21 protein-coding genes are annotated in these 20,049 nt (G+C 62.3%); 18 read left to right on the top strand and 3 right to left on the bottom strand.

Annotated features, from left to right (window positions below; genetic code table 11):
• The first annotated feature begins 103 nt into the window (after positions 1-103).
• Genes AC1DZ8_RS00200 through AC1DZ8_RS00190 form a run of 3 tightly spaced genes read left to right on the top strand, consistent with a single transcriptional unit; the run spans position 104 to position 4,304 of the window.
• On the top strand, positions 104-1,843 hold the full coding sequence (locus AC1DZ8_RS00200; protein ID WP_477309895.1) for a relaxase/mobilization nuclease domain-containing protein: 1,740 nt from the start codon (positions 104-106) through the stop codon (positions 1,841-1,843).
• Between the two features lie 23 nt (positions 1,844-1,866).
• Positions 1,867-3,855 (top strand): conjugal transfer protein TraG, encoded by a 1,989-nt coding sequence (locus AC1DZ8_RS00195; RefSeq protein WP_477400251.1) that lies wholly within the window; start codon positions 1,867-1,869, stop codon positions 3,853-3,855.
• Positions 3,856-3,860: 5 nt separating this feature from the next.
• A complete protein-coding gene (locus tag AC1DZ8_RS00190; RefSeq protein ID WP_477309897.1) occupies positions 3,861-4,304 on the top strand; it encodes a CopG family transcriptional regulator in 444 nt (147 codons plus the stop codon).
• 158 nt (positions 4,305-4,462) lie between these two features.
• On the opposite strand, the gene AC1DZ8_RS00185 is transcribed toward AC1DZ8_RS00190, so the two are convergent.
• Both AC1DZ8_RS00185 and AC1DZ8_RS00180 read right to left on the bottom strand, forming a co-directional pair.
• Positions 4,463-5,788 carry a type II toxin-antitoxin system HipA family toxin gene (locus tag AC1DZ8_RS00185; RefSeq protein WP_477400250.1) on the bottom strand — a complete coding sequence of 442 codons (1,326 nt, stop codon included), beginning with the start codon at positions 5,786-5,788 and terminating at the stop codon, positions 4,463-4,465.
• Positions 5,788-6,042: a helix-turn-helix domain-containing protein gene (locus AC1DZ8_RS00180; RefSeq protein WP_284276439.1), complete on the bottom strand. Its 255-nt coding sequence runs from the start codon at positions 6,040-6,042 to the stop codon at positions 5,788-5,790. The genes AC1DZ8_RS00185 and AC1DZ8_RS00180 overlap by 1 nt, the downstream gene beginning before the upstream one ends.
• Before the next feature lie 384 nt (positions 6,043-6,426).
• Here AC1DZ8_RS00180 and trbB point away from each other — a divergent pair, with 384 nt between their 5' ends.
• The 11 genes from trbB to AC1DZ8_RS00125 are packed head-to-tail and all read left to right on the top strand — an operon-like array spanning position 6,427 to position 16,049.
• Positions 6,427-7,410, top strand: a complete 984-nt coding sequence (trbB, locus tag AC1DZ8_RS00175; protein ID WP_477309899.1) for a P-type conjugative transfer ATPase TrbB — start codon at positions 6,427-6,429, stop codon at positions 7,408-7,410.
• On the top strand, positions 7,407-7,739 hold the full coding sequence (locus AC1DZ8_RS00170; protein WP_477309900.1) for a TrbC/VirB2 family type IV secretion system protein: 333 nt from the start codon (positions 7,407-7,409) through the stop codon (positions 7,737-7,739). Before trbB ends, AC1DZ8_RS00170 begins: the two co-directional genes overlap by 4 nt.
• Complete coding sequence (locus AC1DZ8_RS00165; RefSeq protein ID WP_477309901.1) at positions 7,739-8,020, top strand: VirB3 family type IV secretion system protein; 282 nt, start codon at positions 7,739-7,741, stop codon at positions 8,018-8,020. Before AC1DZ8_RS00170 ends, AC1DZ8_RS00165 begins: the two co-directional genes overlap by 1 nt.
• A gap of 10 nt (positions 8,021-8,030) precedes the next feature.
• Positions 8,031-10,484 carry a conjugal transfer protein TrbE gene (gene trbE, locus AC1DZ8_RS00160; RefSeq protein WP_477309902.1) on the top strand — a complete coding sequence of 818 codons (2,454 nt, stop codon included), beginning with the start codon at positions 8,031-8,033 and terminating at the stop codon, positions 10,482-10,484.
• Positions 10,481-11,239 carry a P-type conjugative transfer protein TrbJ gene (trbJ, locus tag AC1DZ8_RS00155; protein ID WP_477309903.1) on the top strand — a complete coding sequence of 253 codons (759 nt, stop codon included), beginning with the start codon at positions 10,481-10,483 and terminating at the stop codon, positions 11,237-11,239. Before trbE ends, trbJ begins: the two co-directional genes overlap by 4 nt.
• A gap of 11 nt (positions 11,240-11,250) precedes the next feature.
• A complete protein-coding gene (gene trbK-alt, locus AC1DZ8_RS00150) occupies positions 11,251-11,571 on the top strand; it encodes a putative entry exclusion protein TrbK-alt (protein WP_477400249.1) in 321 nt (106 codons plus the stop codon).
• A gap of 2 nt (positions 11,572-11,573) precedes the next feature.
• On the top strand, positions 11,574-12,929 hold the full coding sequence (trbL, locus tag AC1DZ8_RS00145) for a P-type conjugative transfer protein TrbL (protein WP_477309905.1): 1,356 nt from the start codon (positions 11,574-11,576) through the stop codon (positions 12,927-12,929).
• Between the two features lie 3 nt (positions 12,930-12,932).
• Positions 12,933-13,622: a conjugal transfer protein TrbF gene (gene trbF / locus AC1DZ8_RS00140; RefSeq protein ID WP_477309906.1), complete on the top strand. Its 690-nt coding sequence runs from the start codon at positions 12,933-12,935 to the stop codon at positions 13,620-13,622.
• Complete coding sequence (gene trbG / locus AC1DZ8_RS00135) at positions 13,619-14,671, top strand: P-type conjugative transfer protein TrbG (RefSeq protein ID WP_477309907.1); 1,053 nt, start codon at positions 13,619-13,621, stop codon at positions 14,669-14,671. The genes trbF and trbG overlap by 4 nt, the downstream gene beginning before the upstream one ends.
• A complete protein-coding gene (locus AC1DZ8_RS00130) occupies positions 14,668-15,816 on the top strand; it encodes a TraB/TrbI/VirB10 family type IV secretion system protein (protein ID WP_477309908.1) in 1,149 nt (382 codons plus the stop codon). The genes trbG and AC1DZ8_RS00130 overlap by 4 nt, the downstream gene beginning before the upstream one ends.
• Before the next feature lie 8 nt (positions 15,817-15,824).
• Positions 15,825-16,049: a DUF2274 domain-containing protein gene (locus tag AC1DZ8_RS00125; protein WP_477309909.1), complete on the top strand. Its 225-nt coding sequence runs from the start codon at positions 15,825-15,827 to the stop codon at positions 16,047-16,049.
• A 76-nt stretch (positions 16,050-16,125) separates the two neighbouring features.
• Here the strand turns inward: AC1DZ8_RS00125 and AC1DZ8_RS00120 are convergent, their stop codons facing one another.
• Positions 16,126-17,043 carry a LysR family transcriptional regulator gene (locus tag AC1DZ8_RS00120; RefSeq protein WP_477309910.1) on the bottom strand — a complete coding sequence of 306 codons (918 nt, stop codon included), beginning with the start codon at positions 17,041-17,043 and terminating at the stop codon, positions 16,126-16,128.
• Positions 17,044-17,212: 169 nt separating this feature from the next.
• On the opposite strand from AC1DZ8_RS00120, the gene AC1DZ8_RS00115 reads away from it, so the two are divergent.
• The 4 genes from AC1DZ8_RS00115 (at position 17,213) to AC1DZ8_RS00100 (ending at position 20,030) form a co-directional block, all read left to right on the top strand.
• Complete coding sequence (locus AC1DZ8_RS00115) at positions 17,213-17,446, top strand: helix-turn-helix domain-containing protein (RefSeq protein WP_477309911.1); 234 nt, start codon at positions 17,213-17,215, stop codon at positions 17,444-17,446.
• A 268-nt stretch (positions 17,447-17,714) separates the two neighbouring features.
• Entirely contained in the window at positions 17,715-18,368 is a 654-nt protein-coding gene (locus AC1DZ8_RS00110) for an ABC transporter permease subunit (protein ID WP_477309912.1), read from the top strand.
• A 12-nt stretch (positions 18,369-18,380) separates the two neighbouring features.
• Positions 18,381-19,130 carry an ABC transporter permease gene (locus AC1DZ8_RS00105; protein WP_477309922.1) on the top strand — a complete coding sequence of 250 codons (750 nt, stop codon included), beginning with the start codon at positions 18,381-18,383 and terminating at the stop codon, positions 19,128-19,130.
• Between the two features lie 51 nt (positions 19,131-19,181).
• Positions 19,182-20,030, top strand: a complete 849-nt coding sequence (locus tag AC1DZ8_RS00100; protein ID WP_477309913.1) for a transporter substrate-binding domain-containing protein — start codon at positions 19,182-19,184, stop codon at positions 20,028-20,030.
• The last annotated feature ends 19 nt before the right edge of the window (positions 20,031-20,049 follow it).

Raw genomic sequence — 20,049 nt, 5'->3', positions numbered from 1 at the left:
AGTTTCTGGTGCATTTCGCACATTGCCGGCCACTGGCGCAATGTGTATGAATCAGTCAAGCTATTGTATTTGTTTTTCTTTTTCCACATTGCGGTGCCGCGCCATGGCCGATGAGCGCGAGTTTCGCATTCGACCTGGGCGCATCCGCTCCACGCGCGCCCAGCAGGCCAGGCCCTTTATCGCGCAGGTGTTGGCCGCGGCGAAAAAGGCCGGCGGCGGTATTTCGCGCTCAGGCCGGATTGGACAGGCAAACCGCTCGCGCTTTGGTCACGGTCAGCGCGCCAGCATCCAGGCCAACCGCCTCATCACCTCGCGGTCGCGTGGCACCGTCGTCAAGGCGCGGGTCGTCCGCCATTCCGTGCGCACCGCCCCACTTGGCACCCACCTCAACTATCTGAGGCGCGAAGGTGTCAGCCGGGACGGGGAGAAGGGGCGGTTGTTTGGGCCGGGGACGGAGAGCGCCGATGGCGCGGACTTCGCCGCGCGCGCCAAGGACGATCGTCACCATTTCCGCTTCATCGTCTCGCCGGACGACGCTCTCGATATGGCGGACCTCAATTCCTTTACCCGCGATCTGGTTGGACAGATGGAGAAGGACCTCGCCACCCGGCTCGACTGGGTGGCGGTCGATCACTGGAACACCGAGCATCCCCACATTCACCTGATCGTGCGTGGGGTTCGCGAAGACGGCCAGGATCTGGTTATCGCGCGCGACTACATCAAGGAAGGCATGCGCGACCGGGCTCGCGATCTGGTCACACAAGAACTGGGTCGGCGCACCGATCTCGATATCCGCCACACGCTCGAAAGCCAGATCCAGTCCGAGCGGTGGACGCAACTCGATCGGCAGTTGCTTCGCGACAGCCGTGACAGCGGGATCATCGATCTCGCGCCATCTCCCCAAGGGCAACCGGACGAGTATCGCGCTTTGAAGATCGGCCGCCTGCGCAAGCTCGAGACCCTTGGTCTTGCCCAACAGGCGGGGCCTGGCCAATGGGCAATCGACGAACGGGCCGAAGCGACACTGCGCGAGCTTGGCGAGCGCGGCGACATCATCAAGCGCATCCACCGCGCGATGAGTGCGGCTGGCATCGAGCGTGGCTCAGCCAATTATGTCCTGGCCGCGGAGAGCCTGGAGACGCCGGTTTTCGGCCGGCTGGTCGAGCGTGGGCTCGATGACGAACTGATCGGCACGGCCTATGCCGTGGTTGACGGCGTCGACGGACGCACCCATCACATCAAGCTCTCCGATCTGGAGGCGGCCGGCGACAGCGCACCGGGATCGATCGTCGAGCTGCGCAAATTCGATGACGCGCGCGGTCAACGCCGGGCCGCACTCGCCGTGCGTTCCGACCTTGCTGTGGATCAGCAGATTACGGCGTCGGGTGCGACGTGGCTCGACCGTCAGGCAATCGCGCGCGAACCTGCCGCCCTGGCCGAGGCCGGCTTCGGCGTCGAGGTTCGCGACGCCCTCGACCGGCGCGCCGAACATCTGGTCAAACAGGGGCTCGCGGAGCGGCAAGGCAGACACATCACCTTCACCCGAAGCCTGCTCGATACACTGCGGCGGGCAGAACTGGGAACGCTTGGCGACAGGCTAGCGGCCGACACTGGGAAGCCTTTCAAGCGCGCCACCAGCGGAGAGTTTGTTGCTGGCGCCTATCGCCAGCGCTTGTCACTCGCCTCCGGCCGTTTCGCCATGATCGACGACGGGCTCGGCTTTCACCTCGTCCCCTGGACGCCCTCACTTGAAAAGCATCTTGGCCAGCACGTCTCCGGTGTCGCGCGTGGCGATGGCGGAATCGAGTGGAGTTTTGGCCGCAAGAAGGGGCTCGGCCTCTGAAAACCAGATGAAAGGAGTACGCCATGTCAGCCACGAAAATCCTGTGGGGCCAGATACTCACGGTCTTCCTGATCGTCCTGGCGACGACCTGGGCGGCGACGCAATGGACCGCATGGCAACTCGGTTTCCAGACCGGTCTCGGTCCACCCTGGTTCGAGATCGCTGGGCTACCTGTCTACTATCCGCCCGCTTTGTTCTGGTGGTGGTATTTCTACGATGCGTACGCCCCTTCTCTCTTCGTCGAAGGCGGCTTGATCGCCGTGTCCGGTGGCTTCCTGTCAATCATCGTTGCCATCGGCATGTCGGTGTGGCGGGCCCGAGAAGCCAAGAATGTCCAGACCTACGGGTCGGCGCGCTGGGCCGAGAAGCGAGAGGTGGAGGCTGCCGGCCTGATCGATAACGATGGTGTGGTACTCGGGCGTTACGATCGCCATTATCTGCGTCACGATGGGCCAGAACACGTGTTGTGCTTCGCCCCGACGAGATCCGGCAAAGGCGTCGGTCTGGTGGTGCCTTCGCTTCTGACCTGGCCGGGCTCGGCGATCGTCCACGACATCAAGGGCGAGAACTGGCAGCTCACTGCTGGCTTCCGCGCTCTGCACGGACGTGTGCTGCTTTTCGATCCGACCAATTCGAAATCGTCAGCCTACAATCCTCTTCTGGAAGTCCGCCGTGGAGAATGGGAGGTCCGCGACGTCCAGAACATCGCCGACATTCTCGTCGATCCGGAAGGGAGCCTGGAAAAGCGCAACCATTGGGAAAAGACCAGTCACGCGTTGCTGGTCGGCGCGATCCTCCATGTTCTCTACGCCGAGCCGGACAAGACGCTTGCCGGCGTCGCCGCCTTCCTCTCCGATCCGAAGCGCCCGATAGAATCGACGCTTGCCGCGATGATGAAGACCGCGCATCTCGGCGACGCTGGCCCGCATCCGGTTGTCGCCAGCGCTGCCCGCGAGCTGCTCAACAAATCCGACAATGAACGCTCGGGCGTGCTGTCCACCGCGATGTCCTTCCTCGGTCTCTACCGCGATCCGGTTGTCGCCGGGGTGACCCGGCGCTGTGACTGGCGGATTTCCGACATCGTCGGTGGGAGGCAACCGGCAACGCTCTATCTCGTCGTGCCGCCTTCGGACATCAACCGGACCAAACCGCTCATCCGCCTCATCCTCAATCAGATCGGTCGCCGCCTCACCGAGGACCTGCATACCAAGACAACCCGCCACCGGTTGCTTCTCATGTTGGACGAGTTCCCGGCGCTGGGCCGCCTCGACTTCTTCGAGAGCGCGTTGGCTTTCATGGCGGGCTATGGGCTGAAGAGCTTTCTCATCGCGCAGTCGCTGAACCAGATCGAGAAGGCCTACGGTCCCAACAACTCGGTCCTCGACAACTGTCATGTCCGCGTCAGCTTCGCCACGAACGATGAGCGGACTGCCAAACGCGTGTCCGACGCACTCGGCACGGCAACCGAAATGCGGGCGATGAAGAACTATGCCGGTCACCGGCTCTCGCCCTGGCTCGGACATCTCATGGTGTCGCGGCAGGAGACTGCCCGTCAGTTGCTGACCCCTGGCGAGGTCATGCAGCTTCCGCCGACCGACGAGATCGTCATGGTGGCAGGTGCCCCGCCGATCAGGGCCAAGAAGGCGCGCTATTACGAGGATGCCGGTTTTCGGGAGCGCCTGTTGCCGCCACCCGAATTGGCGCGATCCGGAGAGGCCAGCCCTGACGATTGGAGCCAGTTGCCGGTCCTGGCTCACTCTGAGGTCACGCAAGCTTCCGGCATGCTGCAGCAGGACGATGGAGATCCGACGGGATCTGAGCGCCGCCTGCAAGCCGAACTCAATCGGGCACAGGCGGTCGAGAAGGCAGCGCCCATTGACAATGAATTCGAGCTGGAACCGGCCGACGATGCCGACGATGATGATGCCATCCGCAACCGGCGCCTCGCGCGCCTCATGCAGGGTGTTGCGCGGCAGGTCTCCCTCGACCCCGATGACGGCATGGAGTTGTAGGCGCCATGACGGCGCGCAAAAGGAAAGTGCAGATTTCCGTCTATCTCGATCAGAGCATCATGACGATGCTTGGCGATTATGCGGCAAGGCGCGGTCAACCCCAATCCATGATTGCAGAGGCAGCACTCGCTTCGTTCCTGTCGCCGGATGCCGATGAACGCCGCGAGGCCGCTATCGCCAAACGCCTCGACCAGGTCGATCGCCGCCTGGCCAGGCAGGAGCGCGATATCGGCATTGCGGTCGAGACACTGGCGGTGTTCGTCCGCTTTTGGCTCGCGACAACGCCGGCGTTGCCCGAGCCTGCCGCCCAGGCCGCACGCGCCAAGGCGGCCGCACGCTATGAAGCCTTCGTCACGGCCCTGGGAAGGCGTCTGGCGAAGGGGCCGAAACTGCGGCAGGAGATTTCCGAGGATATCAATCCGATGGACAACAGCGAAAGCCCGCCCTGACGGATCGCAGGCCAATCATCGGCTAGCTCTGATGGGCATGTTCATCATGATGATGACAATATTCGACGCCTCTGGCGGTCACGCGATGACAATGTTGGCGGACCGATGACGACGATGATGATCAGCCGCGGCAACAGGATGGGCGAGCAAGTCCTTGATCAATCGATGGCATCAGCCTTGTTATCGGCGAGGAGAGCCGTCCGCTTGCCGATGGCTGACTTCAACGAGTCGACGAGCTGTTCAGGAAAACCGCGGGGCAGCGAGATGATCACCTCGTCGGCCTGCTTCTCTACGTTTTCAGCAATGTCATCGAAAATTCTGCGCATGACTGGGGTACCCACACCGGCAATGTCAGCGGTCTGCAGGAAGTGGCGTGGCATGATGTCAGGCACCGAATAGTGCCTGTTCTTGCCGACCGACATTGCCAATTTGAATTTTTTGCGCGGGATCTGTCCGGTATCAAGGCTGGGCTGCGCGGTCAGCACGTCGTAAAGCGGCGTCATGCGGAATCGTCCGCCAGGGCTGAGAAAAATACTGAAATTCTTGGCGTGGCCGTCGGTAGCGCCAATCAGCCAGAACAAGATGCAGGTGCGCAAGAAGGTGGCAATGTCTTCATCGGGCGTATCGCTACCCTTCAAGAGCTCGACAATCTCCCGCATGCCTGGACCGTCATCCGACTGGTACTTACGCGTCGGCGGCACCGACAGCGCTTGACATATATCCTCCTGCGGCAGGCGCAGGAGGCGGCCGTCGCGGGCCCACAGCCGGTCGAAGCGCTCTACGATAAGGGTACGGCGCTCACCGAAGTCAGCGATCTTCGCCTTGGCGGCGGGAACGCCAAACGCTTGCAACAGCTTGAGGCACAGATACTCATTCTCGACGCTGTTGGAGAGATCGATGCCGTTTGGTAGCCGGCCGATCTGGGGCTTCAGGATATGGGTTGTCGCTGCCGTGCCGATCGGTTTGAACCAGCCCCCGTCCTTGCGCAGCAGCGCGGTCTTTTCCTGAGCGCCGGCAATCGAGATGCGAAAGTCCTCATCCTCGCCCAGGCCTAGCGGAGCGGCAGCAAGGTTCTCGATTATTTCGGCGACGTCCTCGTCGCTGACCGGCTTGCCTTCGACACTGCCGGGAGCGCCCGGATCCATGCCATCGGGCAGGAATTGCAGCGCGCCGACGCAGTCATGACCCAGCGCAGCCAGCATGCTGTAGGCGTCCGTGCCGTCGGCGCCGACGCGTTCGGCAACACGCCTGCGTATGGCGTCATTGTCCGGAAGCAGGTTATCGAAGACGTTGGTCACTGGCGTGCCGATATAGCGGTCTTCCCGCAAGGGAAGCGAGAGCGAGATCGGGAAGGTGCCGCGCCAGTCCAGCCATTCGCGCGCGTATTGGAAGTCGATGGCGCCCGTCGATTCCCTGCGCAGTACACCCACCAGGCGCCCGTTCAGGTAGACATTCAAGGGGATGTGAGCCCGGCGCCGTGCCATCAGAACAGGTCCTCGATATCAGCAGAGCTGCCTTTGCTGCGCGCGCGCACGACGAGTTCAAGGTCGAGGGCGGATAGGGCGGCCATCAAGGTGCGGAGTTGCATCGCGGGCTCGCCGGCCTCGAGGCGGGAGACCGTACCCTGGCGCAGGTGGATCTGGTTGCTGAGCGAGCCTTGCGTGAGCCCAGCGTTCTTGCGGGCGCGGCGCAGAATGGCCCCGAGTTGTTTTTCGTTGCGAGCGATCTGGTCTGTCATGATGGGTCTCCAACGTCTGCAATATACGCGATCGCGTATTAACAGTCAATATACGGATGCGCGTATAAAAGAGAGGGATATACGCGATCGCGTATACAGAAGAGATATACGCGATCGCGTATAATGCCGACGCGTCAGCTGGCAAGCGTCAGTCTGGTGCTCCAGGCATGTGATTTGGATCGAGCCAGCCCCCTGCCGAGACTCACGGTCGATCCAGAAAGCGTCCTGATCCGAACGAAGGCAACAGCGAAACCGCCGTTCACCTGTATTTGCACGCCACGCTACGATGAGATCTGAAAGCTGTTGAATCAGCCTGCTTTCTGGCTCTTTTGATCTTCCCCGAGCGGGGACCGACTGGGTGTTCCCGAGCGACACGGGAACATGATGATGGCTTCGCATAACAACACCGAAGGGCGCGCACGCAGTTCGCGCATGCTGCGCACTGCGCTTGGGGTCGCCATCACCCGGTTCCTGGACGATCCGGCCATCATTGAAGTGATGCTTAACCCTGACGGTCGGATCTGGGTCGACCGGTTGAGGGAAGGTCTGGCCGAGACAGGGGAGAGCCTCCCGGCGGCTGATGGCGAGCGCATCATACGCCTGGTCGCCCATCATGTCGGCGCCGAGGTGCATTCGCGCCTGCCGCGTGTTTCGGCCGAGTTGCCCGAGACCGGGGAACGTTTCGAAGGGCTGCTGCCGCCGGTCGTTACCGCGCCGGCGTTCGCCATCCGCAAGCCCGCCGTCGCTGTATTCTCGCTCGAAGATTATGTCGCGGCAGGCATCGCGACCGCCAGCCAGGCGGCGACGCTGCGCGCTGCTGTCGCCGCCCGCACCAACATCCTTGTCGCCGGAGGCACATCCACCGGCAAGACCACGCTGACCAACGCCCTGCTTGCCGAGGTCGCCAAAGGCGAGGATCGCGTTGTCATCATCGAGGACACGCGCGAGCTGCAGTGCGCGGCGCCCAACCTTGTCGCCATGCGCACCAAGGACGGCGTCGCGACGCTCTCCGATCTGGTTCGCTCCTCACTGCGCCTGCGGCCCGACCGCATCCCGATCGGCGAGGTCCGTGGCGCCGAAGCGCTCGACCTCTTGAAGGCATGGGGAACCGGACATCCAGGCGGCATCGGCACGATCCACGCCGGCTCCGCAATCGGCGCTTTGCGCCGGATGGAGCAACTCATCCAGGAAGCGGTCGTCACTGTCCCCCGGGCACTGATTGCCGAAACCATAAACCTCGTCGCGGTGCTCGCCGGGCGCGGCGCGGGGCGGCGGCTTGTCGAACTCGCGCGCGTCGAAGGGCTTGGCTCCGACGGCGATTACCGCATTACCCAAGCCAACCCGAACGAAACAGGAGACCTGTCATGAGCCGGATGCTCTCTCGTATCAGCCGCCACCTTGCCAACGCCGCCACGACGCTTGTTATCAGCCTGATGTTGGCCCCGGCCGGGCATGCGGCCGGCTCGTCGATGCCATGGGAGCAGCCGCTCGAGAAGATCCTTCAGTCGATCGAAGGTCCGGTTTCAAAGATCATCGCCGTCATCATCATTATCGTCACGGGTTTGACGCTTGCCTTTGGCGATACGTCGGGAGGTTTCCGGCGGCTGATCCAGATTGTCTTCGGCCTCTCGATCGCCTTCGCGGCTTCGAGCTTCTTCCTGTCGTTCTTCTCGTTCGGCGGCGGGGCGTTGATCTGATGTCAAACGCTTTCGAACAGCTCGACACGGTCCCCGGGTGGTCGGTCCCGGTTCACAGGGCGCTTACCGAGCACATTCTGCTCGGCGGCGCACCGCGCTCGATCGCCATTCTGAACGGCACACTTGCAGGCGCGGTAGGCCTTGGCCTGCGGCTCTGGCTGGTGGGCATCATCATCTGGGCGCTCGGGCATTTCATGGCGGTGTGGGCGGCCAGACGCGATCCGCTCTTCTTTGAAGTGGGCCGCCGGCATCTGCGCATTCCATCTCATCTGTCGGTTTGAGGAGGCGGCCATGATGAACCTTGCCGAATATCGCCGCACGACCAGCCGCCTTGCCGACTATCTGCCATGGGTTGCCCTCGCTGCGACAGGCGTTGTGATCAACAAGGACGGCAGCTTTCAACGCACCGCGCAGTTTCGCGGGCCAGATCTCGATTCCGCGGTCGCGGCCGAACTGGTCGCCGTGGCATCGCGCATCAACAACGCCTTCCGTCGGTTGGGCTCAGGCTGGAGCATCTTCGTCGAGGCGCAGCGGCACGAGGCGGCGAGCTATCCTCAGAGCCTGTTTCCCGATCCGGCATCTGCTCTGGTCGATGCCGAGCGCAGGGCCGACTTCGGGGAGGAGGGGGCCCACTTCGTATCGAGCTACTATCTCACATTCCTCTATCTGCCACCGTCCGAGGAAGCCGCCCGCACCGAAGGTTGGCTTTACGAGGGGCGCGACCGCTCCGGCGTAGACCCGCATGAGATCCTGCGCGCCTTTGCAGACCGCACGCAGCGTGTGCTGTCCCTGCTCGATGGCTTCATGCCGGAATGTATTTGGCTCGGTGACGAAGACACTCTGACCTATCTGCACTCAACGATTTCGACCAACCGCCATCGCGTGCGCGTTCCCGAGACGCCGGTCTACCTCGATGCGCTGCTGGCGGACCAGCCGCTGACCGCCGGGCTGGAGCCACGCCTTGGCAGCCAGCACCTTCGTGTCCTCACCATTGTCGGTTTCCCGACCGCGACGACGCCTGGCCTGCTCGACGACCTCAATCGGCTCGCCTTTCCCTATCGCTGGTCGACACGCGCGATCCTGCTCGACAAGACCGGCGCCACGAAGCTGGTGACCAAGATCCGTCGGCAGTGGTTTGCCAAACGAAAGAGCATCGCCGCGATCCTTAAAGAGGTGATGACGAACGAAGCGTCGGTGCTTGTCGACACCGACGCCGCCAACAAAGCGGCCGATGCCGATATCGCCTTGCAGGAACTCGGCGCTGACGCATCCGGCATGGCCTATGTCACCGCCACCGTCGTCGTCTGGGACGCTGACCCGCGGGTTGCCGACGAGAAACTGCGCCTTGCCGAGAAAGTCATCCAGGGCCGGGATTTCACGGCCATGATCGAAACCGTCAACACCGTCGATGCCTGGCTGGGCTCATTGCCTGGGCACGCCTACGCCAACGTGCGCCAGCCACCGGTATCGACGATCAATCTCGCCCACATGATCCCCCTCTCTGCCATGTGGGCGGGGCCGGAACGGGACGAGCATTTCGGTGGCCCCCCCTTGCTCTATGGCAAGACCGATGGCTCGACCCCGTTCCGGTTGTCATTGCATGTCGGTGATGTCGGCCACACCCTCGTCGTCGGCCCCACAGGCGCCGGCAAGTCCGTGCTGCTCGCGCTGATGGCCTTGCAGTTTCGCCGCTATGCGCGTTCGCAGGTTTTCGCCTTTGACTTCGGCGGGTCGATCCGCGCATCGGCCCTTGCCATGGGCGGCGACTGGCATGACCTGGGCGGCGGCCTCACCGACGGCGCGCAGGCCTCGGTCTCGCTTCAGCCGCTTGCCCGTATCCACGACACCTACGAGCGCGCGTGGGCGGCGGACTGGGTGGTTGCACTCCTTCTGCGGGAACGCGTTCCAATTAACCCGGATGCCAAGGAGCTTATCTGGACCGCTTTGACGTCGCTGGCTTCGGCACCCATCACCGAGCGGACTATTACTGGCCTCAGCGTGCTGCTGCAGGCGAACGATCTGAAGCAGGCGCTGCGGCCCTATTGTGTCGGCGGCCCCTACGGCCGGTTACTCGATGCCGAGGCCGAGCATCTGGGCGTCGCTTCTGTTCAGGCCTTCGAGATCGAGGGTCTCGTTGGGACCGGCGCCGCGCCAGCCGTTCTGTCATACCTGTTTCATCGCATCGCCGACCGCCTCGACGGGCGGCCGACGCTGCTCATCATCGACGAAGGCTGGCTCGCCCTTGACGACGAGGGTTTCGCAGGCCAGCTGCGCGAGTGGCTGAAGACGCTGCGCAAGAAGAACGCCAGTGTGGTCTTCGCCACCCAGTCGCTTTCCGACATCGACGGTTCGCCCATTGCGCCGGCGATCGTCGAAAGTTGCCTGACACGGCTGCTGCTGCCAAACGAACGCGCGATCGAGCCACAGATCACGGCCATCTATCGCCGCTTCGGCCTCAATGATCGCCAGATCGAGATCCTGGCGCGGGCGACACCCAAGCGCGACTACTACAGCCAGTCCCGGCGCGGCAATCGGCTCTTCGAGCTTGGCCTGTCCGAGATCGGCCTCGCGCTTTGCGCCGCATCTTCCAAGACCGACCAGGCGCTCATCGGCAGTGTCTTTGCAGAACATGGCCGCGACGGTTTCCTCGCCGCCTGGCTGCAGGCGCGCAATGCAGGCTGGGCCGCTGACCTCATTCCCAACCTTCCCATCATCCCTCAAGCTGAAAAGGAGCCTCAATCATGAACACGTTTCGACGCCGCTCACGTGCCCTTCTGCTCGCCGCCGCCATGCTCGCCCCGCCGCTCGTGTTCTCGCCATTGGTGGCAACCCCTGCGCTGGCGTTGATCGTCTTTGATCCCTCGAACTATGCGCAAAATGTGCTGACGGCCGCGCGTTCGCTGGCGCAGGTCACCAATCAGATCACCTCACTTCAGAACGAGGCGCAGATGCTGATCAACCAGGCCCGCAACCTCGCGAGCCTGCCCTTCTCCTCCCTCCAGCAGTTGCAGCAATCGGTGCAGCGTACGCAGCAGCTGCTCGGCCAGGCGCAGAATATCGCCTTCGACGTCGGGAAGATCGACCAGGCATTCCAGCAGCAATATGGCGCCGTCTCGCTCTCAGCGTCGGACCAACAGCTCGTCACCGATGCACGCTCGCGCTGGAGCAACACCGTCGGTGGTCTTCAGGACGCCATGCGCGTGCAGGCCGGCGTTGTCGGAAACATCGATACCAGTCGCTTGCAAATATCGGCGCTGGTCGGTGTCAGCCAGTCCGCGACAGGGGCTCTGCAGGCGACGCAAGCCGGCAACCAGCTTCTTGCGCTTCAGGCCCAGCAACTTGCCGACCTCACAGCTGTTGTCGCCGCCAACGGTCGCGCGCAGGCATTGACCGAAGCCGAACGTGCCGCCGCCGCCGAGCAGGGCCGCGAACAGCGCCGCCGCTTCCTTGCCCCTGGATCCGGATATCAGGCGGGCAATGCCACGATGTTCAACCGGTGAGGAGCAAGGCTATGGACGGCAAGATTCTTGCCCGCATCGTTGCCGTCATCCTCGTCGCGGTCGCCATCACGGCGACCGCGATCGGGATGACCCGGAAGGAAGACAGCGCAGGGAGTTCGGCGCCCGGCGAGTCAGCGGTCTCTGTTCCGAATCCCGATCGCGAGGCGCTTCGTCGCTGCCAAGGTCTCGGCGCAGCGGCCTTGCGTGACAATGATTGCCTGCTGCTGTGGACGCGACAGCGCGATCGCTTTCTTGGCCTTGACGCGCCATCGATGCGTCCGTCTTCCGGGCCTGTTGTACCGCAGTCGCCGGCGATGCCGGAGGCCCGATAGACATGGGCAATACAGGCGTCATCGACCAGTTCCTCGCCACCTTCACCCGCTACATCGACAGCGGCTTTGGCCTGCTTGGCGGTGAGGTGACTTTCGTCGCCACCACGTTGATCGTCATTGACGTGACGCTTGCCGCGCTCTTCTGGAGCTGGGGCGCCGATGACGACATCCTCGCGCGGTTGGTCAAGAAGACGCTGTTCGTCGGCGTATTCGCTTATCTAATCTCCAATTGGAACGGTCTTGCCCGCATCGTCTTCGAAAGCTTCTCCGGTCTTGGGCTGAAGGCGAGCGGTACCGGCTTTTCGGTCCAGGATCTGCTGCGTCCCGGCAAGGTGGCACAAACCGGGCTCGACGCAGGACGACCGCTGCTCGAATCCATCTCCGGCCTGATGGGCTGGGTCTCCTTCTTCGAAAACTTCATCCAGATTGTCTGCCTGCTCTTCGCCTGGGCCCTGGTCCTGCTGGCCTTCTTCATCCTGGCCGTGCAGCTCTTCGTTACGCTGATCGAGTTCAAGCTGTCGACGCTCGCCGGCTTCGTGCTGATCCCGTTTGGCCTCTTCGGCAAGACAGCCTTCATGGCTGAGCGCGTGCTCGGCAACGTCATCTCGTCCGGCATCAAAGTTCTCGTGCTTGCGGTGGTCATCGGCATCGGCTCGACACTCTTTGGCGAGTTCACCCAAGGCTTCGGCGGTGAGAATCCTACGATTGATCAGGCAATGGCCATCGTGCTGGCTGCGCTGTCGCTCCTTGGTCTCGGCATCTTCGGCCCCGGCATGGCCAACGGCATCGTCTCCGGAGGGCCGCAGCTCGGCGCGGGTGCCGCCGTTGGCACAGGTCTCGCCGCCGGCGGTGCCGTGGTCGCCGGTGGTGGGGCTGCGGGTCTTGCAGCGCGGGGCGGAGGGAGCGCATTCTCCGCAGCGGCTTCCGCGACAAGGAGCGGCTCGTCTTTTGCAGGCGATGCGTCGAGTTCTCATGCCCTTGGCTCCGCTGGCCATACAGTTGCGGCCACTGCCGCTCCCGGTCTGAACGCTACTGCCTCAGGAGCGACCTCGCCGCTCAGGCGCGAATCCGCAAGAGTTGATCCATCTCCGAAGTCGAACTCCGCATCGGGCGCCAACCCTGCGGGCGAGAATGGCAGCGGCTCCGGCGCGGCCGGAGGCGCCGCCGCGCCTGGCAACGATCCATCATTCGGCCCTGCCGGCAAACGCGGCGACGCGATTGAAAGCCCGCCTCAGTGGGCCAAACGGATGCAGCGATCTCAGCGTCTGTCGCACGGCGTCCAGACCGCTGCCCACGCGGTGCGCGCCGGCGATGCGCACGGCAGCGGAACCTCCATCTCTCTTTCGGAAGGCAAGTGATCCATGAACATCTTTCGACGGCCCGCCGTCCACTACGGCAAGACACCGCAACCGGAGACCCCCTATCAGAAGGCATCGCAGATCTGGGATGAGCGTATCGGCTCTGCTCGCGTCCAGGCGAGAAACTGGCGCGCCATGGCCTTTGGATCGCTCATCCTGTCGACCGGCCTTGCCGCTGCTCTTGTCTGGCAATCAGCCCGCGGGACCGTCGTGCCCTGGGTGGTGCAGGTCGACAATCTAGGGCAGGCACAGGCGCTTGCGCCTGCGACAGCGGACTATAAACCGACAGATCCGCAAGTGGCGTGGCATCTCGCCCGGTTCATCGAGCAGGTCCGCTCGATCCCGTCCGATGCGATCATCGTGCGTCAGAACTGGCTGCGCGCCTATGAATGGACCACCGACCAGGGCGCCGCGGCCCTCAACGACTATGCCCGTGTCAACGAACCCTTCGCCAAGGTCGGCAAGCAGGAGGTCGCGGTCGACGTGTCCTCGGTCATCCGCGCCTCTGCGGATTCGTTCCGCGTCGCCTGGACGGAGCGTCACTATGAAAGCGGCCAACTGTCCACCACCGAGCGTTGGACCGCGATCCTCACAATCGTGATCCAGCCGCCGCGAGATGCCGAGCGGCTCAAGGCCAACCCACTCGGCATCTATGTCAACGCAATCAACTGGTCACGGGAGATGAGCCAATGAGCCCCGCAATGCGTGGTACTGCCACGCCAGCTTTTCGAACATCCACGCTCGTGGCCGTGTTGCTTTCGGGATCACTGCTTGCCGGTTGCGCCACGCCCAGGAGGCCGCCGCAGATCGCTTATGACGCCTACGTGCCGCCCTTGCCCGCCGCTCCGGCTGCTGCTCGTGATGAGAAGCCCAAACCGCTCCATGTACCACCGGGATGGGTCACGGCACGTGGTGGCGAAGCCGGCGACACGCCGACGGCGCGCGTCGAGAACGCCAATGCGGCGGCCCGAATCCAGCCGCGGCGCGAAGGCTATTACAACGCCATCCAGATCTATCCCTGGAGCGAGGGGGCGCTCTACCAGATCTACGCAGCGCCGGGACAGATCACAGACATCGCGCTTGAAGCCGGAGAGAGCCTGACGGGTGAAGGCCCGATCGCAGCGGGTGATACCGCGCGCTGGATCATCGGCGACACGGAAAGCGGCTCCGGCATCACCCGCCGTGTCCACGTGCTGGTAAAGCCTTCGCGCGCCGACATCAGCACCAATCTCGTCATCACCACCGACAAGCGCAGTTATCTCATCGAACTGCGGTCGGGCGAGAAGCCTTATATGCCTGCGGTGGCTTGGGCGTACCCAGCCCTGCGGGCAGGGCGGCAGCAAACGATCCCCGCCGCGCCGGCGATGCCGGATGTCGCCGCGCGCAACTATCGTTACAGTCTCCCCGGCGACGCGCCTTGGAAACCCGTGGCCGTCTATGACGACGGCCGGCGCGTCTATGTCGAGTTCCCACGCGGCATCGTGCAGGGCGATATGCCGCCCCTCTTTGTCATCGGGTCGGACGGCGAGGCGCAGATCGCCAACAGCCGTGTCTACCAGAACACCCTGATCGTCGACCGTCTCTTCGGGGCGGCCGAATTGCGCCTTGGCGGCGGCAAGCGCCAACAAACCATAAGGATCATCCGCACCGATGGGCAGAGGAGGGGCCCGTGGATGTCAAGTTTTAGCGCGGGGTCGAACTCGACCGACACAAGGCGGCAAAGAGGAGGGGAACAGTCATGAACGACACCGAAATCGCTGCCGCGCCGATGCGGCTTCGCGCCGACCCGCCCCGCGTCACACGGCTGTCCCGCAAGGTGATCGCTGGCATCGGCTTCGCCGCGTCGGTCGGCATAGGTGGCGCGCTGATATACGCTCTTCAGGTGAGCAACAAAGGCACGCGGAGCCAGGAGCTATACTCGACCTCCAACAGGCAGCCCGCAGATGGCTTGGCCAGCCTGCCGCGCGACTACGCCGGCCCGGTTCTTGGGCCGCCGCTTCCTGGCGATCTCGGCCGGCCGATTCTCGACGCCCAGAACAAGGGGCAGCCAGTCGTGCCGCCACCGATCGCCACACCCATGGTCGATGAGGCTGAGCAACGCCGGCGGGCCGAGGACGAGGCGGCCAGAACCTCGCGCGTTTTCTTCCAGACGGGCCAGGCACAAGCGGCGCTGGCCGAAATGCCTGCTGGACTTGCCCCGCAGAGCCTCGCCGGTTCCGACCTTGCGGGTCAGATCGGCCAGCCGAACGTGCAGGATCGGCAGGTTGCTTTCCTGAATGCGGCCGCTGATCGCCGCACTGTGGCACCGGATCGCGTCATGCCGCCGGCGTCGCCCTATGTCTTGCAGGCGGGCGCCGTCATCCCGGCTGCGCTGATCACCGGCATCCGTTCCGACCTGCCTGGCCAGATCTCCGCGCAGGTGACCGAGAATGTCTACGACAGTCCGACTGGCCGCGCGCTGCTGATCCCGCAAGGCACACGCATCGTGGGGCAATACGACAACGACGTTGGTTTTGGTCAAAGGCGGGTTCTGCTTGCCTGGAACAGGCTGATCTTTCCCAATGGACGGTCGATCGTTCTGGAGCGCCAGCCCGGCGCCGATGCTCAAGGCTATGCCGGCGTCGAGGATGGCGTCGATTACCATTGGATGGAGTTGTTCAAGGCAGCGGCGCTGTCGACCATTCTCAGCGTCGGAGCGGAGGCTGGCTCGTCGGGCCAGGAGAGCGACATCGTGCGCGCACTTCGACAAGGTGCGTCGGAGAGTGTCAGCCAGACCGGGCAACAGATCGTCCAGCGCCAGCTCAACATCGCACCGACACTGACCATACGGCCGGGTTTCACCTTGCGTGTCGTCGTTACGCGCGATCTCGTGCTCGAGCCCTATTGAGACTGAAAATGGCCAAGCTGAAGCTCAGTCCGATTGCCGACGACAAGCCCGTCAAGGTCACGGTGGAACTGCCGGCGCCACTGCACCGCGATCTGTCGAGATATGCCGAGATCCTAGGACGCGAGTCGGGGCAAGGCGCCACCGATCCTGTGCGCTTGATCGTGCCCATGCTGGAGCGTTTCATCGCGACGGATCGCGGCTTTTCCAAAGCCAAGCAGGAGCGGAAGGCTTAGATCGAGCGATCGTGGAGCGGGGCGATCTACACCGCCGCCAGCGCAATGTTGCACCACAGGCAGTGGCCTTTGATTGTTACGCGGCGGCGGACATTGTCGGCTCAAAGGCAGACACGATCGCCTCGAGTGAAACATGCAAGGCGTTTGAGAATGTCCTGCCTTTCTGCCAAACCGCCACGTAATGATAGAGCGCGGAGGGTTCCACTGGTTTTATGCCAAGGTTAAACGCTGCATATTCACGCGCGATAATCTCGTTCGTGATTGCGATGCCCAGCCCTGCGGAAACGTAGCCCGCTTCGTGCCCGTTGCAGTCGAATTCCACCAGTATGTTTGGCTCAACACCCTCGAAGCGCAAGGCGTTGAAGTTCATTTGATGGGAGGCGAATTGAGGATCGATGTCGACTATCGTTTCTCCGGCGAGGTCATGAGCCTCAATGCGTGACCGTTTTGAGAAGCGATGGTCCGGATGAAAGATGCATACGTTGCGCGCCGAACCCAGGGCCGCCCATTCGAACAGCTGGGGATCAAGAGGCAGCCTTGAGATTCCAAGATCTGCCCGTCCGGCGAGGATGTGCTCTCCGATCTGGTCGTGGCTCCCCGAGATCGATCGGACATTCGAAGCGGTTTTTGAATGAATAGTTGCCACAACCCTGGGCAAAGTCACGAAACCGAAGACCGAAGGCGCGGCAATCGCGATCCGATGTCTTTCCTCGTTCTTCATGGCGAAGATCGACGTTTCCAGCCGATCGAGCGACGTCAAAGCAAGTTCGACGTTTCGTAGTAACTCCCACGCTTCCTGCAACGGAACGATGCGGTTCGACGACCTCTTAAAAAGTGTGATGCCAAGCGTAATCTCGAGCTGCTTAACATGTTGGCTGACTGCCGGTTGGCTGATCCCCAGCGACCGTGCGGCCTTGCGCGTGGAACCGGCCCGCAGCACCTCGCGAAAAACCTGCAGTTGTCGGAGCTTCAAGCCGCTTTGCAGCAACTCCATTCTCTTGCATTCCTTTCCTGCTCCGTGACGAGGCGACCGTCGATTGGTTGTCTCAGGCCGCGATGGTTCGAGACCAATGATCCGGATCATCACGCAAGGATTGAATCCACTATAATATGGTCATTATAGTGACTGGTAAAGCGGGTCGTTTGCTTATCGCTATGCGCGCATGCGTCTGGCGGAGATTTTTGGAGCGAACGTTCGCAGGGTCCGCCTGAAACGCGGCATGACCCTGGAATCCTTGGCTACGGAAGCAAGGCTCGCGTACAGCTATATGGGCGGCATAGAACGAGGGCAAAGAAACCCTAGCCTCGACGTAGCCGAGAGGATCGCAAAGGTATTGGACACTGATCCGGTGACGTTGTTCAGCTCAACTTCGTCAGGGCAGCAGCTTGCGAAATAGCAGCAGAACAGGGCTGGCGTCGGGATCCAGTTTGACCCCCTGTATGCCAACGATCTGCGTCGATCGCGGTTCGATCCTATAACGGTCAGTTATAGGGCAAATCTTAAAAATTATAGATTGATCGAGTGACTGTAGGGTCTATTTTGACTCGAAGCGCAAATGACCTTTAGGGCGCTGCTAAAACAATTTGCCACTCTAAGTAATCATCAGAATTAACACCGCTGAAAAATCCACGCGCTGCTCGAATTGCTGGCTGAAAAGGTGCGCCATGAACGGTTTTGCTGCTCAGTTTCTTATCGCATTCACGGTCACGCTCAGCCTTGCGCTTGTCAGCGGGTCTGTGGTGTTCGGGCTGTTGCTGGCCATTTTCAAAAGCGCGGCCGCGCCACGGCTAAGACGGGTCGTGACGGCCTACACGACTGTGGTTCGTGGTGTGCCAGAACTTATCATTATCCTGCTCATTTATTTCGGAGGAACCACGTTCGCCAGCATGGTCGCTGGCCGTTACGTCGAGGTGAACGCGTTCACCGCAGGGGTGATCGCGCTCTCGGTCGTATTCAGCGGATATGCGACCGAAGTGTTTCGGGGTGCGATTGCCGCCGTGCCAACGGCGCAAACGGAAGCGGCCAAGTCGCTTGGGTTGAATGCCTGGCAGCGCTGGGCCTTCATTGTCGGTCCGCAGATGCTGCGGTTGGCGCTGCCAGCCTACGGCAATCTTTGGATCTCGCTCTTCAAGGATACCGCCTTGGTGTCGATCGTCGGCCTGACCGACATCATGCGCGTTGCTTTTGTCGGCGCCGGATCCCTACGCGCGCCGTTGGCGTTCTATCTCGCGGCCTCTGCCCTCTATCTCGCTCTTACAACGATAACGCTGCTGTCGATCCGGTTGGCAGAGCGTCGCTACCCCGCATTCGGTCAATAGGAGGAATTGTTGATGAATCTCCAATTGATGCTCGATGCGGTGGTGCTGCTATCCTCAGGAGTTGGGCTCACCCTGACGCTCACGGTGCTGTCGTTGATGACGGGATTTCTACTATCGGTGCCGCTGGCATTCATTCGCGCATTTGCACGCCCGAGCCTTTCAATGGCGGTGTTGGGCTACACCTATATCGTCCGCGGCACGCCCATGCTGGTGCAGCTTTTCTTGCTGTATTATGGCCTCAGCCAGTTTGAAGCTGTGCGGGCGAGCGTCTTTTGGGTCTTGCTTCGCGACCCGTTTTGGTGCGCCTTGCTGACGTTCTCGCTGAACAGCGCGGCGCATACGACCGAGATCCTATGTCGGGGTCTTCAATCCGTGCCGAAGGGCCTTATTGAGGCTGCCAAGGCCCTCGGTTTGAAACGCCTGCAAACCGCCCGCCTTGTCACCTTTCCGATCGCTTTCAGAATCTCGCTTCCGGCCTATGGGAACGAAGTCGTGGGCATGATCAAGGGTTCATCCCTGGCGAGCACCGTGACGCTTCTTGAGGTCACCGGCATGGCGAGACAGATGGTGTCGACTACATTCGCCCCCTTCGAAATCTTCATCGTCGCCGGCGCGATCTATCTGTCGCTCACGACCTTCGCTGTGAAAGCAACTCAGTTCCTTGAGTGGCGGCTCTCAACCGACGGTCCTCCCCGTGGAAGACGCAGGCTGCGGCCGAAGCCGGCGCTCTGCGAACCAGAGATCACGACACTCACGCCGTGACCTTGCAGCCTTCCGGCCGCATCCCATCAAAACCAATGAAAGAGGTGCTCCATGCGCATACCCTTGGCTGTTGCTATTTCTGTCGCGTCAATGATTTCGATCCTGCCGGTTCGAGCCGAAAGCGAGCGAGCGATATCGATCGCGACGGAAGGCGCCTCGCCCCCATGGGACGGCACCGACGCCAATGGCGAACTATACGGCTACGACGTCGATGTAGGGCGCGAACTGTGCCGCCGCATCGCTATCAAATGCAGCTTCGTGGCGCAGGATTGGGACGGGATCATCCCGGCGCTGGTCGTTGGCAAGTTCGACATCATCATGTCCGGCATGGCGATCACCGAGAAACGCAAGCAATCGATCGCGTTCTCGGTCCCCTACGCCGGCGGCTTCAACCAGTTCGTGGTGCGCAAGGAACTGGGGCTCGAGCCCGGCGACACCAAACAGAGGGTCAACCTCTCGGCGGTCGGGGACAAGGAAAAGGCAGCCATCGACCACGTCAGGACCGCGCTCACCGGCAAGGCCATTGGCGTACTGCGCTCATCGAATTCGGAGGCTGTCCTGAAGGATCTCCTTGGCGATGTGGTGAGCATTCGCAGCTATGACAGCCTGGACAATCTGAAGCTCGATCTTGCCGCAGGGCGCGTCGACGGCGGGCTTGCCGACTACTTCACATGGCGGGACTTCCTGGAGACTCCTTCCGGTTCGATCGCGGCGTTTTTTGGTCCGGAACTGAAGGGCGGCCTCTGGGGGCCGGGCGTCGGTGCCGGCATGCGCAAGGACGATGCGGAGTTGATCGCAAAGTTCAACGCCGCCATCGATGCGGCCACCAAGGATGGGACGCTCTCCGCCCTGAGTGTGAAATGGTTCAAGACCGATATCGCGCCTGCCGTATCGAAGTAGCGACGCCGCCGACATCGAC

The sequence above is a fragment of the Mesorhizobium sp. P2_F7 genome, from assembly GCF_056403695.1.
Note: the sequence above shows the minus strand (reverse complement) of the source record. Positions and strands in the feature narration are given on the sequence as shown.